Origin of the sequence: Shewanella sp. GutCb (assembly GCF_002836135.1) — a bacterium.
GTDB lineage: Bacteria > Pseudomonadota > Gammaproteobacteria > Enterobacterales > Shewanellaceae > Shewanella.
In genome coordinates this window covers 195,201-213,631 of record NZ_PJBL01000105.1, presented here as the reverse complement: position 1 = coordinate 213,631, position 18,431 = coordinate 195,201, and the positions used below count along the sequence as shown (strand labels likewise).

21 protein-coding genes are annotated in these 18,431 nt (G+C 44.9%); 13 read left to right on the top strand and 8 right to left on the bottom strand.

Annotated elements, in window-relative coordinates; all coding sequences use genetic code 11:
• The first annotated feature begins 36 nt into the window (after positions 1–36).
• The 11 genes from modA to CXF86_RS21015 all read left to right on the top strand — a co-directional run bounded on the left by modA (position 37) and on the right by CXF86_RS21015 (position 9,189).
• The gene (gene modA / locus CXF86_RS21065; protein ID WP_101090095.1) at positions 37–816 is read left to right on the top strand and encodes a molybdate ABC transporter substrate-binding protein; all 780 of its coding nucleotides are present in this window, start codon (positions 37–39) and stop codon (positions 814–816) included.
• Positions 816–1,496, top strand: a complete 681-nt coding sequence (gene modB / locus CXF86_RS21060) for a molybdate ABC transporter permease subunit (RefSeq protein WP_101090094.1) — start codon at positions 816–818, stop codon at positions 1,494–1,496. The genes modA and modB overlap by 1 nt, the downstream gene beginning before the upstream one ends.
• Positions 1,477–2,592, top strand: coding sequence for an ABC transporter ATP-binding protein (locus CXF86_RS21055; protein ID WP_101090093.1), 1,116 nt, complete (start codon positions 1,477–1,479; stop codon positions 2,590–2,592). The genes modB and CXF86_RS21055 overlap by 20 nt, the downstream gene beginning before the upstream one ends.
• Before the next feature lie 110 nt (positions 2,593–2,702).
• Complete coding sequence (locus CXF86_RS21050; RefSeq protein WP_101090092.1) at positions 2,703–3,053, top strand: NirD/YgiW/YdeI family stress tolerance protein; 351 nt, start codon at positions 2,703–2,705, stop codon at positions 3,051–3,053.
• Positions 3,054–3,096: 43 nt separating this feature from the next.
• On the top strand, positions 3,097–3,618 hold the full coding sequence (locus CXF86_RS21045; RefSeq protein ID WP_101090091.1) for a hypothetical protein: 522 nt from the start codon (positions 3,097–3,099) through the stop codon (positions 3,616–3,618).
• 3 nt (positions 3,619–3,621) lie between these two features.
• Complete coding sequence (locus tag CXF86_RS21040; protein WP_101090090.1) at positions 3,622–4,299, top strand: response regulator transcription factor; 678 nt, start codon at positions 3,622–3,624, stop codon at positions 4,297–4,299.
• Positions 4,300–4,348: 49 nt separating this feature from the next.
• Entirely contained in the window at positions 4,349–5,605 is a 1,257-nt protein-coding gene (locus tag CXF86_RS21035) for a sensor histidine kinase (protein WP_180961134.1), read from the top strand.
• A 56-nt stretch (positions 5,606–5,661) separates the two neighbouring features.
• A complete protein-coding gene (locus CXF86_RS21030) occupies positions 5,662–6,336 on the top strand; it encodes a TIGR01621 family pseudouridine synthase (RefSeq protein ID WP_101090089.1) in 675 nt (224 codons plus the stop codon).
• Between the two features lie 156 nt (positions 6,337–6,492).
• Entirely contained in the window at positions 6,493–6,975 is a 483-nt protein-coding gene (gene coaD, locus CXF86_RS21025) for a pantetheine-phosphate adenylyltransferase (protein WP_101090088.1), read from the top strand.
• A gap of 10 nt (positions 6,976–6,985) precedes the next feature.
• The gene (locus tag CXF86_RS21020) at positions 6,986–8,479 is read left to right on the top strand and encodes a capsule assembly Wzi family protein (RefSeq protein WP_102039953.1); all 1,494 of its coding nucleotides are present in this window, start codon (positions 6,986–6,988) and stop codon (positions 8,477–8,479) included.
• Between the two features lie 35 nt (positions 8,480–8,514).
• Positions 8,515–9,189 carry a TVP38/TMEM64 family protein gene (locus CXF86_RS21015; protein ID WP_232775012.1) on the top strand — a complete coding sequence of 225 codons (675 nt, stop codon included), beginning with the start codon at positions 8,515–8,517 and terminating at the stop codon, positions 9,187–9,189.
• 9 nt (positions 9,190–9,198) lie between these two features.
• Here CXF86_RS21015 and mutM read toward each other — a convergent pair whose 3' ends face one another.
• Positions 9,199–10,014, bottom strand: a complete 816-nt coding sequence (mutM, locus tag CXF86_RS21010; protein ID WP_101090086.1) for a bifunctional DNA-formamidopyrimidine glycosylase/DNA-(apurinic or apyrimidinic site) lyase — start codon at positions 10,012–10,014, stop codon at positions 9,199–9,201.
• Positions 10,015–10,069: 55 nt separating this feature from the next.
• Positions 10,070–10,522, bottom strand: a complete 453-nt coding sequence (locus tag CXF86_RS21005) for a hypothetical protein (RefSeq protein WP_101090085.1) — start codon at positions 10,520–10,522, stop codon at positions 10,070–10,072.
• 798 nt (positions 10,523–11,320) lie between these two features.
• Between CXF86_RS21005 and CXF86_RS21000 the strand changes: the two genes are divergently transcribed.
• A complete protein-coding gene (locus tag CXF86_RS21000; protein WP_102039952.1) occupies positions 11,321–11,542 on the top strand; it encodes a hypothetical protein in 222 nt (73 codons plus the stop codon).
• A gap of 50 nt (positions 11,543–11,592) precedes the next feature.
• On the top strand, positions 11,593–12,111 hold the full coding sequence (locus CXF86_RS20995; RefSeq protein ID WP_102039951.1) for an FRG domain-containing protein: 519 nt from the start codon (positions 11,593–11,595) through the stop codon (positions 12,109–12,111).
• A gap of 299 nt (positions 12,112–12,410) precedes the next feature.
• Here CXF86_RS20995 and moaA read toward each other — a convergent pair whose 3' ends face one another.
• The 6 genes from moaA to CXF86_RS20965 form a co-directional block, all read right to left on the bottom strand.
• Positions 12,411–13,397 (bottom strand): GTP 3',8-cyclase MoaA, encoded by a 987-nt coding sequence (gene moaA, locus CXF86_RS20990; protein WP_102039950.1) that lies wholly within the window; start codon positions 13,395–13,397, stop codon positions 12,411–12,413.
• Positions 13,398–13,417: 20 nt separating this feature from the next.
• The gene (locus CXF86_RS20985) at positions 13,418–15,214 is read right to left on the bottom strand and encodes a bifunctional molybdopterin-guanine dinucleotide biosynthesis adaptor protein MobB/molybdopterin molybdotransferase MoeA (protein WP_102039949.1); all 1,797 of its coding nucleotides are present in this window, start codon (positions 15,212–15,214) and stop codon (positions 13,418–13,420) included.
• Positions 15,211–15,825: a molybdenum cofactor guanylyltransferase MobA gene (mobA, locus tag CXF86_RS20980; RefSeq protein ID WP_102039948.1), complete on the bottom strand. Its 615-nt coding sequence runs from the start codon at positions 15,823–15,825 to the stop codon at positions 15,211–15,213. The genes CXF86_RS20985 and mobA overlap by 4 nt, the downstream gene beginning before the upstream one ends.
• Before the next feature lie 94 nt (positions 15,826–15,919).
• Complete coding sequence (locus tag CXF86_RS20975) at positions 15,920–16,648, bottom strand: ABC transporter ATP-binding protein (RefSeq protein WP_180961133.1); 729 nt, start codon at positions 16,646–16,648, stop codon at positions 15,920–15,922.
• Positions 16,648–17,355: an ABC transporter permease gene (locus tag CXF86_RS20970; protein WP_101090079.1), complete on the bottom strand. Its 708-nt coding sequence runs from the start codon at positions 17,353–17,355 to the stop codon at positions 16,648–16,650. Before CXF86_RS20970 ends, CXF86_RS20975 begins: the two co-directional genes overlap by 1 nt.
• Positions 17,352–18,164 carry an ABC transporter substrate-binding protein gene (locus tag CXF86_RS20965; RefSeq protein ID WP_101090078.1) on the bottom strand — a complete coding sequence of 271 codons (813 nt, stop codon included), beginning with the start codon at positions 18,162–18,164 and terminating at the stop codon, positions 17,352–17,354. The genes CXF86_RS20970 and CXF86_RS20965 overlap by 4 nt, the downstream gene beginning before the upstream one ends.
• Positions 18,165–18,431: the final 267 nt, after the last annotated feature.

The window sequence follows — 18,431 nt, the reverse complement described above, 5'->3', positions numbered from 1 at the left end:
TCGTATTTTAAATTAGGTGTATTAGGGAGTTACTTGATGAAGCTTAGCGTGGTCTTGCTGTCGGTGCTAATGCCATTGTTGCTACTAAGCAAAGCGGCGGTTGCGACTGAGGATGTGCCGGCAATAGCGGCAGCATCGAGTATCAAGTTTGCCTTAGATGATGTGGCGAAGCAGTTTAATCAAGATACGGGTGGAAAAGTACGGATCACCTATGGTTCGTCGGGTAATTTTGTTGCCCAGATAAAGCATGGAGCACCGTTTGAAATTTTTCTTTCGGCTGACGAGCGCTACACCAATCAACTTGCGAGTGCCGGCCAAACTCAAGGCAAAGGGATCGTTTATGCGGTAGGCAAGCTTGCGCTTGCAGCCCCTAAAACCTCACCGTTGGTCTTAGATGAAAATCTCGATGGACTTAAGCAGCTCATGGACACTCAAGCACTTAAGCGTTTTGCTATTGCCAATCCCGACCATGCACCTTATGGCGAACGAGCCAAAGAAGCGTTGCAAAACTTAGGTTTATGGCAAAAGATTCAACCACAACTTATTTTTGGTGAGAACGTATCGCAAGCGGCACAGTTTGCGTTAAGTGGCTCAACTCAAGGTGGCTTAATCGCATTATCGCTGGCGTCAGCAGAGCGCTTTAAGAGCCGAGCAAATTATGTGGTTATCCCTCAATCTTTATATAGCCCACTGAAACAACGCATGGTATTGACCCTAAAAGCGGGCCAAACAGCGAACGAATTCTATCACTATATTCAAACCGACAAAGCGCAGCATATCTTTGCTGAGTATGGTTTTGGCAAAGCGGTTAACTAATGGATTGGGAAGCACTTTGGCTATCAATTAAACTCAGTACTGTCACCGTCGTAATATTGGTGCCAATGGCTATTTTAGCCGGACGTTTCTTGGCTTATCGTCAATTTCGCGGTAAGTCTTGGGTCGAGGCTTTGGTTATGGTGCCGTTAGTGTTACCACCGACAGTGATTGGTTATTATCTATTGGTCGGTTTGGGCAGTGAGTCCTGGCTAGGACAGATGCTAGAGCAGCTGCTCGGACATCAATTAGTGTTTCATTTTTCAGGGCTGGTAGTCGCTTCTATTTTTATCAATATCCCGTTTGCTATTCAGCCTATTCAACGTGCTTTTGAAGCCGTACCCGAAGATGTGCGTGATGCCGCTGCTTGCTGTGGTATGAGCCGCACTAAAGCGCTATTTAAAATTGAGTTACCTATGGTGTGGCCGGGCGTATTAACGGCAATGGTGCTGTGTTTTTCCCATGTATTAGGGGAATTCGGTGTCGTGTTAATGATGGGCGGTAATATTGCGGGTGAAACTAAAACCATTGCCATCTCTATTTATGACAGCGTACAGGCGTTTGATTTTGCCAGTGCGGGGAATATGTCATTGGTGCTATTACTATTTGCGATTACGGTATTGGCACTGACCACCAGTTTGTCACGACGAGTCGGAGGTAAGCATGTCTCAAGTCGTCGCTGATCTATTTTGTCGAATTAAACAAACCGAACATATCACTATTGATGCGGAATTTACCTGTAAAGCGGGTGAAGTGCTGGCGGTGGTTGGACCGTCGGGTGGCGGTAAGTCAACGCTGTTGCGGATGATAGCTGGCTTAAATAAACCGCAGTCTGGCGAGATCCGTTATGGACAAACCAGCTGGTATTGCGATAAAAAGTCGATACAGCTGAGTCCACAACAACGGCATTTAGGCTATGTGCCGCAGCACTTTGGTTTGTTTCCCAATTTAACCGCGTTAGAAAATGTGATCGCGGCATTAGACCATATTCCCAAATCTGAACGTGCGACGCGGGCTAAAGATTGGTTAGAGCGGGTTAATCTACATGGGTTACCCGACAGACTGCCAGCGCACCTTTCTGGCGGTCAGCGACAACGGGTGGCATTGGCGCGTGCATTAGCACGTGAGCCCTCAGTCTTGCTGCTTGATGAACCCTTTTCTGCTGTGGATAGAGAAACTCGTGAGCGCTTGTATTTAGAGCTTGCTCGCTTGAAAGAGCAGTTAGCGATCCCAGTGATTATGGTCACTCATGATCTTAATGAGGCATTGCTATTGGCTGATAACATGATTTTGATCAGCCAAGGAAAAATGTTACAGCAAGGCCATCCACGAGAAGTGCTGACTCGGCCGCGCGACGAAGCCGTAGCAAAGCAGATGGGATTGCGTAATATCTTTGACGCCTATGTTATTGCACAGGAGGAAGAGCGGCAGATCACTTGGCTTAAGTTTGGTGATCATCTTATCGCCAGCACTTACTTTGAGAGCCTAAATGTTGGCGCAAAAGTGCGCTGGGTGATCCCCAATCAAGGCGTTAGATTTAATTCGATTAAAAAAGGCCGTTTGTGCCGTAGCTTTAATAAGCTCGATATTACCATTGATTCGATGCTAGTGATGGGCGAAACGGTACGAATTCTGGCGAGTGTTGTGGGCGTAAAGCATAAAATTAACGCCGAAGTGCCATTACACTTAGCCCAAAAGCTGGAACTTGTAGAGGGCGGCGAAACGACGGTGGCGCTAAAATCTGAATTGATCCATATTTTGGAACCTAATACCGAATAAACGGTTTAGCAATAAACTCCAACGTATGATCAAAGTTTAATCTTTACGTCACCTTGGTGTTATGTGTTTTGTCATAGTATGACTCCTAATCTAAACGAGGTGTTTATCCGATGACAAAATTGTTAACCGGTTCAATTATTCTTTCTGCTGTATTAACCTTGCCTGCAGTGGCTGCTTATAATGGTCCTGGAGTGGCAAGTCATGCTACAACGGCTGCTGATGCAGCTAAAGCAAAAGACGATACACCCATTGAGTTGACGGGTTATCTAGTCAAAAGTTTAGGTGATGAAAAATACCTGTTTCGCGATCAAAGCGGCGAGGTAGAGGTCGAGATAGACAATGCATTGTGGCGTGAAATAGAAGTCACTAGCGACACCAAGGTCACATTGATTGGTGAAGTTGATGATGAATGGAACGGCATTGAAATAGAGATCGACAGTATGCGTCTGGTTTCTCAATAATTGTTTATTAGTATGATTTAGCGTTTTATTTTTTGGAGGAGCCATGGCTCGTTGGCTGGTGGGATTGTTATTAGTATCAGGTAGTGCATTGGCAGGCCAAGGTCTGTATCCGCTCATGTCGACGGGAGATTACCCATCGCCGATAGAAATGATACAAAAGCTAGAGCTACTGCACCCTGGGGTGATCTCTGAATTTGAAGCAGAGCTTGATAATGGAGAACTCATTTACGAGTTTAAGATGATCGATCCGCAAGCAAAAACAATTACTGAATATGAATACCGTGCAATTGATGGCAGCCTTAAAGTGCGTGATATTGGGCGTTTAAAAAATGATGATAAGGACGAACTTGCTGGCATAATGATGCTGCAGCAAAGTGGGTTAACATTTTCTGAAATGTTAACCCTTGTTTGTAAAGACAGCACGGGGCATTTGGTCAAGGCAGAGGTCGATAATGACCTTGGAATAAGCTATATAGAGTTAGAAATGTTAGATGCCGAAGGTAAACGAAAGTTAGCCTTCGATATGGAAAATAAGCAATTACTACCACTGCTCAAATGGGATTAAAGCATGAAAATACTCATGGTTGAAGACGATGCGACTACCATCGAATACGTTGTAAAAGGATTTATTGAGCAGGGGCACAATATTGAAACGGCCACCGACGGTCACCAAGGATTACTGCTAGCGACCAGCATGAAGTATGACTTGATCATTTTAGACCGCATGCTACCCCAACTTGACGGGCTTAAGCTATTAGCAGCATTGCGTGCGACGGGCAGCCAAACACCAGTACTTATTTTATCGGCATTGAGTCATGTGGATGAACGCGTTAAAGGTTTACGCGCTGGTGGCGATGATTATATGACTAAGCCATTTGCGTTTTCTGAGCTATTGGTGCGTGCCGAAAAGTTGATGCAACGCGGTGAGTCACAACCCATGGTGACCAGCTTAAATGTTGGCCCATTGGCGATTGAGCTGCTGACCCGAAAAGTCACATTGGACGGGCAAGAGATCTTGCTACAGCCTAAAGAGTTTCAGTTACTAAAATACCTTATGGAACATGAGAATCAAGTCATAAGTCGTACACTGTTATTTGAAGCAGTATGGGATTATCACTTTGATCCACGTACCAATGTTATCGATGTACATATTGCTAAGCTTAGACGTAAGTTTGAAGAGTTAGGCCATGGTGAGTTGATTGAAACCGTCCGAGGGGCTGGTTATCGCCTACGCCAAGGGCATTAAGCCATACCAAAGTAGTGCGTGGCGCATTACGATTATTTTCTCTGCATTGGTGACGGTGATTATTGGCACCTTGCTATTGGGGATGTATCGTCAGTTGATTAATGAACAAGAGTTTCAACTCGATCAACACCTCAATGCCGAGAAAACCCGCTATCAACAGATGGCACTCACGCTTGATAGGCACAGTTTTGCTACGCAAGTCCGCAGTGCCGACCCTAAAGTCGCCTTAATCGTATGGCGCAACTCCTTCGATCTTATTGGCTCATTAAGCATGATCCCCAAAGACATGCCTATGCTGCCCGAAAAACGTGAGTTTCCCGTTTTTAAGGGCGGAGCCGATAAATTGCACATTCTTACTGGTGGCATGGTGATGACACGTTATGGCCCGGTATTGGTTGCGACTCGAGTGGATCAGTTAGGGACGTTAATCGACAAATTCACCAATGCGGCGATTACCGCGTTAATGTTAACAGTTGTATTAACGTTAGCGCTTGGCTATCTGTTTTCCAAGGCTATTTTGCGGAGATTAGTGCAATATAATCGACTGAGTGAACAGGTGGAACAAGGGCAATATTCGACGCGATTACCTGTTAGTTGGCGGCAAGATGAGTTTGATATGCTGGCACAACAATTTAACCGAGTGTTAGATACTTTAGAAAAAAATCTCGCGGCGGTGCGCGGCGTGACGGACAATATTGCGCATGATCTGCGTACACCGCTATCTCATTTGCGTATCGGCTTAGAGCAGTTGCCAGAAAAGCCTGAAGAGGAATTAGCTGAGGGTTGCGCTATCATCACTGAAGAACTTGATCACTGTTTGGCGACATTCGACGCCATGCTGTCGCTCACTCGAATAGAAGAGGGCCAGCAAACATTAGAACTACAGTCACTGAGTTTGCAACATATCTGCCGAGATCTATTTGAGATGGCAGAGGTGATGGCCGAATATAATGGCCAGTCGCTTAAATTAATGGCCGGTGAAGAGTTTAGCGTTAGCGGTGATAAGTATTTACTTTTCCAGGCATTATTTAATTTGGTCGACAACGCGATTAAATACTCAGGTGAAGGTGCAACGATCATTATTTCGCAAAACCGCAATGTTATTTCAATTCAAGATAATGGCCCAGGGATCCCCGCAGGCTCACGCGATAAAGTCTTCGAGCGCTTAGTCCGCTTAGATCCAAGCAGACATCATAAAGGTACCGGTTTAGGTTTATCTATGGTTAAGGCGATTCTGTCGCGCCATAATGCTAAAATCGCCTTAATGGATAACCAACCGGGGCTTAAAGTGCAAATTACTTTTTGATACCCATACCTGTTGGTTGTTAAAACATTTTGTCTGTTTGGTAGGGTTTTCTCTTTATGTATCAAGTTATTGCTGACGAAGCCGATTTTATTATTATCAATAAATCGGCCAACGTCCATTTCCACAGTCAAGATGGTTCCGCTGGGGTTGTTGCTCAAGCTGAGCTAGATCTGGGTATAAAACTGTATTCGGTACATCGATTAGACACATTGACGTCGGGCTTGCTCATTTTAGCCAAGTCATCAGCTGCAGCAGCTGAATTTACCCGTCAATTCAGTGAACACAAAATTCAAAAGTACTATTTGGCACTGGCACAAGGCAAGCCCAAAAAGAAACAAGGTTGGGTCATTGGCGATATGGCCAAGTCACGCCGCAGCATGCACAAATTACTGCGCACCACGGTTAACCCTGCAATCACTCAATTCTTTTCACAATCGGTAGCTGACGGTTTACGCCTTTATTTACTTAAACCGTTAAGCGGTAAAACTCACCAGCTTAGAGTGGCATTAGCCAGTATTGGGGTGCCAATTTTAGGTGACGAACTCTATGGTGGTGCGGCATCAGATAGAGGCTATCTGCATGCCTACAGTTTGTACTTTAACTATAAAAATAAAGCCTACCAGTTCAGTATGCCTCCTCAATCCGGTGTTGCTTTTAATAGTGAAGCATTTTCTAAGCAGTTAGCACTGTGGTCGCAGCCCGAAAGTTTGAACTGGCCTAAAGCGAAGTAAATTTACTTGTCTTTCAACGCTAAGTTTGAAATATGCAGGACTTAAGGAATATCTAAGCTTACACATTCACAATCTAGTGGATTACGAGTAGGATAGTGCCCTGAAAAGTTAAGCCTTAATCGGCGTATAATTAACACTAAACATGAGTAGATAATTGTGCATAAACGAGCCATATACCCAGGAACATTTGATCCCGTGACTAATGGTCATGCTGATCTTATTGAGCGTGCTGCCAAATTATTTAAACATGTTGTTATTGGCATTGCTGCTAACCCCTCTAAAAAGCCGCGCTTTACGCTGAGTGAGCGAGTGGAACTATTAAAAATAGTGACAGCACATTTAGATAATGTGGAAGTGGTTGGTTTTTCAGGGCTGCTGGTGGATTTTGCCAAAGAGCAACGAGCTAGTGTGTTAGTTCGAGGCTTGCGAGCTGTTTCAGATTTTGAGTATGAATTCCAATTGGCGAATATGAATCGCCGTCTTAGCCCCGATCTAGAAAGTGTGTTTTTAACCCCAGCAGAGGAGAACTCGTTTATCTCTTCGACTCTGGTTAAAGAGGTTGCTCATCACGGTGGTGATGTGAGCCAGTTTGTCCATGCTGAAGTTGCTAATGCACTAATGAATAAAGAAAAAGGTTAAGACTCCGACCATGATAAAGCGTGTTTTATTGATCAATATTAGGCTGTTGGCACTATTTGCCGTTTGTTATTCTGCCATCATTAGCGCAGCCCCTTGGGTGGATACATCCGATATCTATTTACGAGCCGATATTCAAGCATTGGCCGATGCAGGTGTGATTACGGTCCCCGTCAATACCTATCCGTTAATGTGGTCGGGTATCGGTGATGATTTGGCTAACATTGAGCCATCAACACTTTCGCCTGCCTTAGTGGACGCATTCTCTCGGGTGAACTTCAACTACCGTAATGCCGTCGGCAATCGTGGCAATACCCGTATCAAGTTTGCTGCTGCCAGTGATGCCGCGAGATTCCAACATTTTGGCTCTGATTATAGAGAACAAGGTGAGGCGACTGCATCATACGAGTACTTGGGCGATAGATTTGCTTATAAAGTTTCCACGTCAGCTAACTACGATCCTGCCGATGATAAATCGCTACGTTTCGATGATTCCTATCTTGCGATGGTCATGGGTAACTGGATGGTGACACTTGGCGCGGTTGAGCAATGGTGGGGACCTGGATTTGACTCTTCACTGCACAAGTCCAATAACGCCAGACCAATGCCTTCACTGATGTTGAGTCGCAATAATGCTCAAGCATTTGAAACACCTTGGTTATCTTGGATTGGGCCGTGGAACTTTACTGCGGGTGTTAGCAGGATGGAAGAGGAGCGTGCAGTCCCCAACACGCTGATGTGGAACTTGCGTGGCTCAGTGCGTCCGTTTCGTCAGCTAGAGCTTGGTGTGTCTTGGACAACCCAGTTCTGTGGTGATGGGGAAGAGTGTTCTTTTGAAAGTGCCTTTAAATCCATTACCGGTCAAAAAGATTGCCGTAATGAGGGAGCCGGCGGCTGTACCAATTATGGTAACCAAATAGCAGGCTACGATATACGTTTTAGTGATACTTGGTATAACGTCCCGTTTGGCCTTTACTACGAAAGAACTTGCGAAGATTCAAAGGGCTCCATGCCTTGGGATATCGTCGATTGTGGCTCTATGTTTGGCGCAGACACGCGTTTCAACTTTGATGGTCAACAGTACAAGTTGTTTTTTGAATATACCGACACCATGGTTTTTTGTGGTGAAGATGAAAATGCATTTAACTGTTTTTACGAGCATTCAACTTACAAAAGTGGTTCACGTTATTATGGCCGTGCACTGGGTAGCACTTATGACAGTGACGCCAACGTGTATGTATTAGGTCTAATTGGCCAATTCGCCAATAGCAAAGGCTTTACCTCTTTACTGCGTTACGCCCAACTTAATAAAGATGGTGCTAATGCGAATATCGATTGGGCTCCTCAGCCTCCCAAAGAGGATTTGTTGATGCTAGAGCTTAGCTATCGCATGCCGATGTGGCAGGGCATGATGAGCGTAGGTGGAACGGTATCTCAATCGGAATTTGAGACGCAAGACAAAGAAACAGACGCGACGTTATTTGGTGCTTATGAATACCGTTTCTAGCGGTTTGACTGACGTCTGTTGTATTGCGATACCCCGTGAATATTAAACTGGCCGTGAGGTTGCTTGGACTGTTATTTATCGCCATTTTAATCGGCGTTGCAGTGCAACAAGGTTTTTTTCAGCGTTTAAGTGATAGTCAGTGGGTTACTGATTACGTCGAACAGCATGGTTCGACGGCCGTCTCTGAGCTGGTATTAATGGGAGCGCTGTTCTCCTGTATTGGCGGGCCTAGGCAAGTACTAGCATTTGCTTTTGGTTATGCGCTCGGTGGTATAAATGGTGCAATCTTTGCCACTATCTCGGCCTTAATGGGCTGCATTATTTTATTCTATTTTTCCCGCTTTGTTTTTCGTGAGCAGATTAAACGTCGCTTCGAGCAAAAATTAGCACGGCTTGAAGCGTTGATCATCCACAAAACTTGGCTTAAAGCGTTGATGTTCCGCTTGTTGCCACTCGGCAGTAATTACATTACCAACCTCTTAGCAGGCACCACTTGTGTTAGTCCATGGCAGTTTTTTGTCGGCAGTGGTATTGGCTTTCTGCCACAAATGTTCATTTTTAGTTTTGCAGGGGCTGGGGTTAGCCTTAGCGATGAACATCACTTGCAATTGAGCGTGGGTTTATTTGCCGTGGCGCTATTGATTGGCTTATACCTTTATCGCACCCGACTCGGTAAAGAGCTTAAACAGGCGGTTAAAGAGCAAGATTGAGTGCCGTGATTAGCGCTGCTGGCAAATACTGCAAAACACGGTCGCGCGTTGACCCAGCTTCACTTCACTGAGCAAGTGACCACAATGAGTACAGGTTTTGCCCCCTCGCCCATAGACATGTAGCTTTTGCGCAAAATATCCTGGTTTGCCATCGGCATTAGTAAAGTCTTTTAACGTGGTGCCACCTTGCTCAATGGCGCGGGCGAGAATTTGTTTTACTTCAGCGACCAGAATCGTTATCCGTTCGGCATCCACTTTACCCGCCTCGGCTTGTGGATGGATCCCCGCCGCAAATAACGCTTCATTGGCATAAATGTTACCCACACCCACTACAATATGATTGTCCATCAAACACAGCTTAATCGCTTTTTTCTTATTCTGTAACGCCGCGATTAAATAATTAGCATGAAAACCTGACTCAAGCGGCTCAGGCCCTAATTTCGATAACAACGGATGGGCCTCTTCTGGTAGTTCGCTCCATAACCAGCAACCAAAACGCCTTGGGTCGTTATAGCGCAGTACTTTACCGCTTGCGAGCACCAAATCGATATGGTCATGCTTTTCGACCGGACTGTTAGCGGACAGTATGCGTAAACTACCAGACATACCTAAGTGGACTATGGTGGTGCCAGCGTCGGTGTCGATCAGTAAGTACTTTGCCCGACGGCGAACATTACGGACAGTTTGACCAATAATCTGTTTAGCAATCTCAGGCACTGGCCAGCGAAGTGATGCATTTCTAATAATTAAGTCGGTGACTTCATTATCAACTAAATAGGGTGATACACCTTGTCGAGTGACTTCAACTTCAGGTAATTCTGGCATTTAGGCTCTCTTGTTTTACGCTGTGAGATCTCGATGATTGATTATACTCATCGTATTAATGAGCTTGCGCACGAATGATGGGGCTGAGTTGTTCTCGTAAGCTGGCAGGAATTTGATACCAGTTGCCGGCGGGAGACTTTAGTAAGCCTTGGCTGCTAAATAGCACCCAGACTTGGGCCGTATCGATATCGTCGATTTGGATCACTAACTCTATTGGCTCACCTACCGTTTCAGGATTATCAACGAGGGCGGATATATGCACCAGCTCCCATGCATTAGCCCATTCGAGGCAATTGAGTATCTCTTCGCTACATTGCCAACCTGATTGACGTTTCTGCAACCAATACTCACCCAGTTGTAATTGCGATAATGGTGCTGATTGATCGAACAGCGCTTGCGTTTGCAACGGTTTCACACGGCTATTATCATCGACCACAGTCAGTACTGAGATCATAAAAATAGAGGCTAGAATGATAATGGTATTCCATTTTCTTCTGGATAGGGCCATGGCGATGTAGTTCAATTGGTTATCTGATAATTTTAAGTGTATCTGCAAGTTGGTATAACCACAAATTTGGCTAACGGTGGCTGACTTCTTGATCATCAGGCTGCGCCTGACCTCTAAGTTAGACTTCGTCTAACAACTAACGTCGTGGCGCTTCGCCCACATGTCTAATGCATCAGGCTTCGCCTGACCAAAGTCGTGAGATTCCACCCCACCATTACAGCGAATCAAGCTCCGCTTGATAAAGGTCGTGGCGCTTCGCCCACACCAGAGCCAAAGGGGAAAGCGCTTGTCCCCTTTGGCGAATCCTCAGCGCCCCGGCGAAATTTAAAAAGCAAAATTTCCAACGGGGGAGATTGCTGTCTGTAAGTTTGATTTGTTGGACTTGAATCATGATGTTCACTGAAATTAGAAACGCATAATCTCAAGGGTTTTTTGATAACTTAAATGACGAGAGTTTGCGCTTTTATAACCCAGTGTAGATGCAGCTGAGGCCTTCGGTTTCAGGGATGAAACCGCAGAGCGGTCATGGACGGCGCAAAGCGTGCCTCAGTTGCGTCTGCACATACGCCGACCGCAGGTCATTGGAACCCCTTTTTCCTGAAGATAACTCGCTTCTACACTAGAGCGTTTTAGGCCAGCATTTTGTCCAGAAAGGATGTGCCTGCCCTTTCTTTTTCACGGTTTAAATATATTATTTACAATAATGAATTAGCGATGCTACCGTAGAGGCAAATAAGTATGCAACAAGAACGTTATTGGCTGCTGAGTAAACAATTAGAGATCAAGGAGTTAATCTGAGTGAGTCGTCCAAAAAGATGGGTAACTAAAAGTGGAAAAGGAAGTGGGATTTCTACCGTAACATTAAGCTCTTGGAAGTGGTTTCCTGATTACGTAAATAATGAATTACTTGATTATACGGGATTTATTTATCGCGGACATGGTGATTCTACTTGGCTTCTTGAGCCAACGCTTGATAGAGTTATTAAAAAACCAGAATCTGAATTACGTGAAAGCACTTAACTAATTTTAAATATGAAACTCGTGGACGGCGAGGCTCCAATCCTCCAAATATGACCGGGGATAATGACTGGTGGGCACTCGGTCAGCACCATGGACTATTAACTCCTCTTTTAGATTGGAGTGAATCACCATTTGTGGCATTTTATTTTGCCATAGCGAAAGCACTAGAATTAAAATCAAAAAATTGCTCTGTTTTTTGTTTATTTCAACACTCTGTAAAAGAAATAAATGACAAGATAAATAAAGATAACAATATAAAAACAATCAATGGCCATAAACCTACGATCAAGATATTTAAGCCATTGTCAGATGAAAATGATAGATTAGTTAGTCAAAGGGGACTTTTTACTAGAGGCCCGAATAATGTAGATATTGAAGATTGGTTTAAAACATACCAAGAAGATTCAAAATATATGGATGTTATAAAGTTTATCATCCCTTGTGAAAATTTAGGTGATGCAATGGCATATCTAAATAGAATGAATATCAATCCTTCAACTTTGTTTCCTGATTTATCAGGAGCATCGCAATATTGTAATTTTAGTATTGATATTAATAACTATAAATAAATGGTTAGTAAGGCTTTAACCTGACCAAATATAGTTGATTATTTTCAATGCGTAAGTGTTAAGCCACTAAAAGGGACATTGTTGAGCATATTGTTGCCAATTAATTTCTGTCTCTCTCATTATGGATTAAACCCAACCTTTACACTGTGACCAAATCAAAAATCATCCCAAACCAGCAACTACCAGAGAAGCAAAACCCGACGCTTTTGACGTCGGGTTTCGGTTTGATAACTCATCGAAACGGCCAAACACTAACGGCTAATTCAAACACCATCAGCGATATCACCGTTCAAGAACGGTTATCCGCCTGTGGCGTTCATAAACCGCAGGATCTGGGTTTCACCGTTAGGGTCGAAATGGTGTTCTTTCGGTTTATGCTGTATCCCGTCTAGAATAGCGACTTTTAGTTTTTCGATATCAGCAGGAAACTCTCGTAAAATAGCTTTTAAATCGACAGAATTCTCATTGCCTAGGCAGAGTAATAAACGGCCTTCAACCGTGACGCGGACTCGATTACATTCGTGGCAAAAATTATTGCTATGCGGTGAAATAAAACCAACGTGGATATCACTGCCCGGCATAGTGTAGTAACGAGCCGGGCCGCCAGTACGGCGGTTGGATAGCTGCAAGGGATAACGCTGCTGAATGAGCTGCTGAACCTCCTCACTGCTGCAATGGCGACTGCGCTTGCGCTCATCAATTACGCCTAACGGCATCTCTTCGATGAATGCGATGTCGAGTTCTCGCTCACGACAAAACTCAATCAGATCCAGTACTTCATCATCATTTTGGCCACGCAAAATAACCGCATTGACCTTTATCTTTTTAAAGCCAGCGGCGCGTGCAGCATCAATACCTGCAATGACTCGGTTGACCTTGCCGTTACGCGTCAGCTCAGTAAACAGATCTGGTTTTAGCGTATCTAGGCTAATATTGAGGCGGTTAAGCCCTGAGTCATGCATCTCTTGCGCGAAGCGGGTTAACCGAGAACCATTGGTGGTCATCGAAAGTTCTTCAAGACCAGGCAATTTCCCGAGTAGCTTTACCAATTTATCACAGTCGGTTCTTACCAAAGGCTCACCGCCAGTTAAGCGTATTTTCTTAACGCCTAGCTCGGTAAAGGCTTGTCCAATCCAGGCTAATTCTTCAAGACTTAGCACATGTTCTTTGCTTAAAAAGCAGGGATCTTCACTCATGCAATAGACACAGCGAAAATCACAGCGGTCAGTTACAGACAGCCGTAGGTATTCGACTGTCCGGCCAAAGTTGTCAACGATCAAACTCATACTACTTACCTATATGACCCTTAAAGAAGGTCGGAAAAAGGTTGGATATAAACTGTGTCACCTGGATTTAACTGGTCATCTTTTTCGCCTATCACGATGAGACAGTTTCCTTTTACCATAGAGCTAAGCATCCCTGAGCCTTGAGCACCTGTTGTGGTTACATGTAACTTACCATCAGCTGCCAGATGGTAGATCCCGCGCATAAATTCGGTACGACCGACTCGGCTGCGCAGTGGTTTTTCTGTGATTGCTGGCACCATGGTGGGTGTCCAGTTTTGCTCTCCCGCAAGTTTGCGGATAGCAGGTTGAACAAATTGTAGGAACGACACCATTACCGCAACGGGGTTACCTGGTAAGCCAAAAAATAAGCTGTTGTCGATTTGACCAAAGGCCAATGGGCGACCAGGACGCATATTAATACGCCAAAAGTTTATCTGACCAACTTCTTCCAATACGGTTTTGATGTAGTCAGCGTCACCCACAGATACGCCACCTGAACTGATCACGATATCAGCTTGCTTAGCGGCACTGGTTAAAGCCTCTGCTAGTGCGGCTTCACAATCTTGAATAATGCCCAGATCGATTACTTCACAACCGAGCTTCTTCGCCATCGACTTGATGGTGTAGCGGTTGGAGTCGAAGATGCAGTTTGGCTTTAACGGTTCGCCTGGTTGGCAAACTTCATCACCGGTAGAGAACACGGCAATGGTTGGACGTTTGAAAACGGGCTGTTCGCCAAAGCCTAATGAGGCGAGTAAACCTTGTTCGGCGGCATGCAGGCGAGTGTTAGCGGCTAGTGCGGCTTCGCCTTGCGCTATATCTTCGCCCGCTTGTCTTACGTGTTGGCCTAACGCCATAGCACCTTCAAACTCGACTTTCCCGTCTTGCTCGTTGGCGAGTTCACGTAGCTGAATGGTGTCGGCACCAGCAGGCACTGGAGCGCCTGTCATGATGCGTACGGCTTCACCCGCTTGAATAGTGCCAGCATAAGCGTGACCTGCCATGACTTCGCCCATCATGGTATAGGCTTGGTTCTCTTCGCCTAGCTTAAATGCGTAGCCGTCCATTGCTGAATTGGTGTGTTGTGGCACATTGACTGGTGAAATAGCATCGGTCGCTAAAATACGATTTTCGAGTTCGTCCAAATCCACTGATTCAGTGGTACTGATCGGCTTGACGTAAGAGAGAATTTTATCGATGCCTTGGCGTACTGACAGAGTGGTGCTGTTATCGAGTTCGCAACCACAGCTCGGTGCCATAGGCAGGTCGATTGGGCAGGGTTTCCACGCCGCAATGTAGTCACTGACATAATCAGCTATTTGCGCCACGTTATTAATATCTAAACGCTGCAGCTCACTTGGCAATTTGGTGTCATCGCAACACGCCACAGCAAGAATATTTTCATCATGGGTGTGAATAAACGGCTTACCATGCGCGGCACGGTGGAGTTCTATTTTAGGCAGTTCTAATTTTTTGAAGCCTTCAACCAATACGATATCAACACTGTCTGTTTCAATCTGCTTGAGCAGGTAAGGCAGTTCAGGATCTGAATCCCTGGCATCTTCGGTCATCAACGCCCAGCGTATATGAGAGGCGACTAACATCTGCTTGGCGCCGGCTTTACGCATCTCAAAGCTATCTTTACCCGGAATATCAACGTCAAAGTTGTGATGAGCATGCTTGATGACGGCAAGTCGAATTCCACGGCGATTAAGCTCAGGGATTAATTGCTTTAATAATGTGGTTTTACCGGTGCCACTATAGGCACAAAATCCGAGAACAGGGATAGGTAGCGGATTCGTAAAAGGTATGCTCATTTACACCTCTGGTTGTTCTTTTCGTTGGCGATGGCTTCGCTAAGCTGCTGTTTTTGTTCTGGCGTATTCACGTTAATAAAGGCATTTGGTTGGTCGCTAAAGTCTGTCACAACATAATTGTGTTTGGCGTACCAAAAATCTATCTTGCGTTCGCCAGCATCTAAGAATGCTTTCATTGACGTGCGTAAGCTGGGCTTTAATAACATGACGACGGGTTGCTCACGTTTACCGTCACTAGCCACTGCAAGCTCTGCATCTTCAGCGATTAACTGCGCTAGCATTCTGGCTACCAAATCTGTGGGTAGCAATGGGCAATCACAGGGGACAACCATCAAATAGTCTGCTTGTGTGTGACTCATCGCAGTGATCATACCTGCTAATGGGCCTAAGTAGCCTGTATCTTGATCACTTATCACCTGAAAGCCAAATTCAGAATACACCTTTTGATTACGGTTTGCGTTGATCAGGATCTCCTTAACTTGAGGTCGAATCCTATCAATTGTATGTTTGATCATCGGTTGGTTTTCTAATTCAACTAAGCCTTTATCATTGCCACCCATACGTCTGGCCATTCCGCCGGCGAGGATCACTGCATCGATCTTTGTCATCACATATTCCTGTTATTAGTTGCAGCTTACGTAACAATAGCAATCATACTCCGTCGCTCCATAACTTAATGCTGGCGCGGTAGCAATTTTAGCAAGGCTATTTGACCATACTGTTTAACATGTTGGGATTGATATGGACTGCTAAAGTCGGTGCTGCTGCATGCACCATGTCATTGGTGCTAATTTTGTTATTGTCGATTAGCCACGCATGATCGCAGATTTGCGTCAGCATACATGATTGATGGCTACTAATAATCATTCCTGTGCCTTGCTGTTTTAGATCTGAGACCATCTGCAACACAAGTCGTTGAGAATGCTTATCCATATTTGACGTTGGCTCATCGAGCATCAACAGCTTGGGTTCGACAATCCAGGCTCGCGCTATCGCAAGCCGCTGTCGTTCACCGCCAGATAAACTAGAGGCAGATTGCCTTAATAGATGGCTTAACTGGGCCATTTCAATTGCTTGTTCAGTGCGTGCACTCAGCTTTGCCTTATCTTCGCTTGAGAATGCTAAAGGATAAGTCAGGTTATAAAGCACACTCCCATCAAAAAGGTAGGGGTGCTGATGCAGATATAGCGCTTTACCAACAATAGCATTACTACGCCACCATGGCGCCAGTGAATAACCGACGGCCTGCACTTGGCCTTGACTGGGTTTAATCAGTCCTGCAAGTAATTTCATTAATGTGGTTTTCCCGCTGCCATTATCACCCTGTAGGTGGATCACTTGCTTCTGCGGAAAAATAAGCTCTTGAGCGCTAAACAGATGCTTATCATCGAAACGCATCTCAAGATCTTGTGCAATAATTTTTGCCATGCTAATTAATGACTCCTCGGCTCGGCCTTGCCTCTTAGGGTACCTAGGGCAAAGTTTAGCACTAGTGCTAATACTAACAGTACCAGCCCAAGCGCTATCGCTTGAGCAAAGTCGCCCTTGCTGGTTTCTAAGGCGATAGCGGTTGGAATATTTCGAGTGACGCCAGCAATATTACCACCGACCATCATCGAGCAGCCTACCTCGGTAAGGATGCGGCTAAATGCGGCGATTATAGTTAATAATAGTGGTACTTTAAGCTCTCTGCAGACGGTCCAAATGGCGCTGTACCAAGGCGCGCCTAATGTTCGAGAGGTTTCCCAAGCACGGCGGTCAACACTGGTGAAAGCGGCTTGGCTCATGGCGACAATTACGGGTGCGCAAATCATCATCTGCCCTAAAATCATGCCTTGTTGGGTGAAAAGCCATTTCAGATCGCCAAGCGGCCCCATTCTGGTTAACAAAAGATAGACCAATAATCCGATGACAACGGTGGGAATAGATTGCAGGGTTTGAATCAAGTTAGTGACGAGCCAGCGACCACGGAAGCGAGAAAAGGCCAATATGAAGCCGAGCACCATTGAAGGCAGCAAAGTAATTACTAATGCAGCCAATGATACTGAAAAAGATACCGATATAATGGACCAGACTTCTGGATCCAATGAAAACAGCAGGCTTAACGCCTGCTGTGTTAGGGCTAACCAGCCTTCATTCATTCGCTATATGTTGCCTTGAACAATTGCTCACCTTTAACTTTATAGTTATTGATCATCGTTTGCGCTTCAGCGCCGATCAGCCAGTCGCTTAATGCTTTAGCCCCTTTATGATTTAAGTCAGGGTACTTGTCTGCATTAATCAGCATGATTTGGTATGGATTCGCCAGAGCTTCACCACCATCAAAGTCTACTGCAAGGCCTATTTTACCCGAATATGCCACGAAAGTACCACGGTCAGATAAAGTATAACCTTGTAATTCGTTTGCCATTAATAGTGTTTTACCCATGCCTTGGCCTACAGAAGTATAGCCTGCAAATTCTGGCTTAACATTGGCTTTGCCCCAAAGAATAAGTTCTTTCATATTAGTGCCAGAGTTGTCACCACGTGAAATGAACGGTGTATCTGATTTAGCTATCTTGGCAAATGCCGCTTCTGCTGACTTGCTAGAACGGATGTTAGCGGGATCGTTTTTTGGGCCTAGGATAACAAAATCATTTTCCATTATCCCGCGTGGAAGTCTGCCATAACCTTCAGAAACGAACTTGGCTTCTGCAGCGGGGGCGTGTGTCATTACAACATCAACATCACCTTGGCGAGCAAGCTTAAGGGCTTTACCCGTTCCGGTTGCAATTACCTGTACTTTATAACCGCTTTCGGCTTCGAAAGTCGGTAAAAGGTTGTTTAACAAACCTGAGTTTTCAGTACTGGTTGTGGTTGCTAGCTTAATAACTTCATTGGCTTGAACTGGCATTCCAACAAATAATGCGGCAGTCACAGCAAGACCAATAACGCGTTTAAGGTTTAACATTTTTACTCCTTGGCAAATATATATGGGTCACTCTATACCTGAGTCACCGCTGGGAAGTGAAATCACTTGTCTGTTTAAGAGCAAGTTTAATGCCATTTTTAAATTTGATGATTTTGTATCACATCAGTCGTTTAAGTGTGAGCTTGCTCCCATGCTTATCCAAAATCATTCAGACAATATGTCCCAACATCACTAAACCGTGGTTCATAGTGACCTATTTTTACCACTTAGGTGTTAGACTTTATTCATTATGAGTCAAAATGTCCT

Coding starts and splice junctions, on each gene's coding strand:
- modA (WP_101090095.1), top strand. CDS start 37: ATGAAGCTTAGCGTGGTCTTGCTGTCGGTGCTAATGCCATTGTTGCTA.
- modB (WP_101090094.1), top strand. CDS start 816: ATGGATTGGGAAGCACTTTGGCTATCAATTAAACTCAGTACTGTCACC.
- CXF86_RS21055 (WP_101090093.1), top strand. CDS start 1,477: ATGTCTCAAGTCGTCGCTGATCTATTTTGTCGAATTAAACAAACCGAA.
- CXF86_RS21050 (WP_101090092.1), top strand. CDS start 2,703: ATGACAAAATTGTTAACCGGTTCAATTATTCTTTCTGCTGTATTAACC.
- CXF86_RS21045 (WP_101090091.1), top strand. CDS start 3,097: ATGGCTCGTTGGCTGGTGGGATTGTTATTAGTATCAGGTAGTGCATTG.
- CXF86_RS21040 (WP_101090090.1), top strand. CDS start 3,622: ATGAAAATACTCATGGTTGAAGACGATGCGACTACCATCGAATACGTT.
- CXF86_RS21030 (WP_101090089.1), top strand. CDS start 5,662: ATGTATCAAGTTATTGCTGACGAAGCCGATTTTATTATTATCAATAAA.
- CXF86_RS21020 (WP_102039953.1), top strand. CDS start 6,986: ATGATAAAGCGTGTTTTATTGATCAATATTAGGCTGTTGGCACTATTT.
- mutM (WP_101090086.1), bottom strand. CDS start 10,014: ATGCCAGAATTACCTGAAGTTGAAGTCACTCGACAAGGTGTATCACCC.
- CXF86_RS21005 (WP_101090085.1), bottom strand. CDS start 10,522: ATGGCCCTATCCAGAAGAAAATGGAATACCATTATCATTCTAGCCTCT.
- CXF86_RS20995 (WP_102039951.1), top strand. CDS start 11,593: ATGACCGGGGATAATGACTGGTGGGCACTCGGTCAGCACCATGGACTA.
- moaA (WP_102039950.1), bottom strand. CDS start 13,397: ATGAGTTTGATCGTTGACAACTTTGGCCGGACAGTCGAATACCTACGG.
- CXF86_RS20985 (WP_102039949.1), bottom strand. CDS start 15,214: ATGAGCATACCTTTTACGAATCCGCTACCTATCCCTGTTCTCGGATTT.
- CXF86_RS20970 (WP_101090079.1), bottom strand. CDS start 17,355: ATGAATGAAGGCTGGTTAGCCCTAACACAGCAGGCGTTAAGCCTGCTG.
- CXF86_RS20965 (WP_101090078.1), bottom strand. CDS start 18,164: ATGTTAAACCTTAAACGCGTTATTGGTCTTGCTGTGACTGCCGCATTA.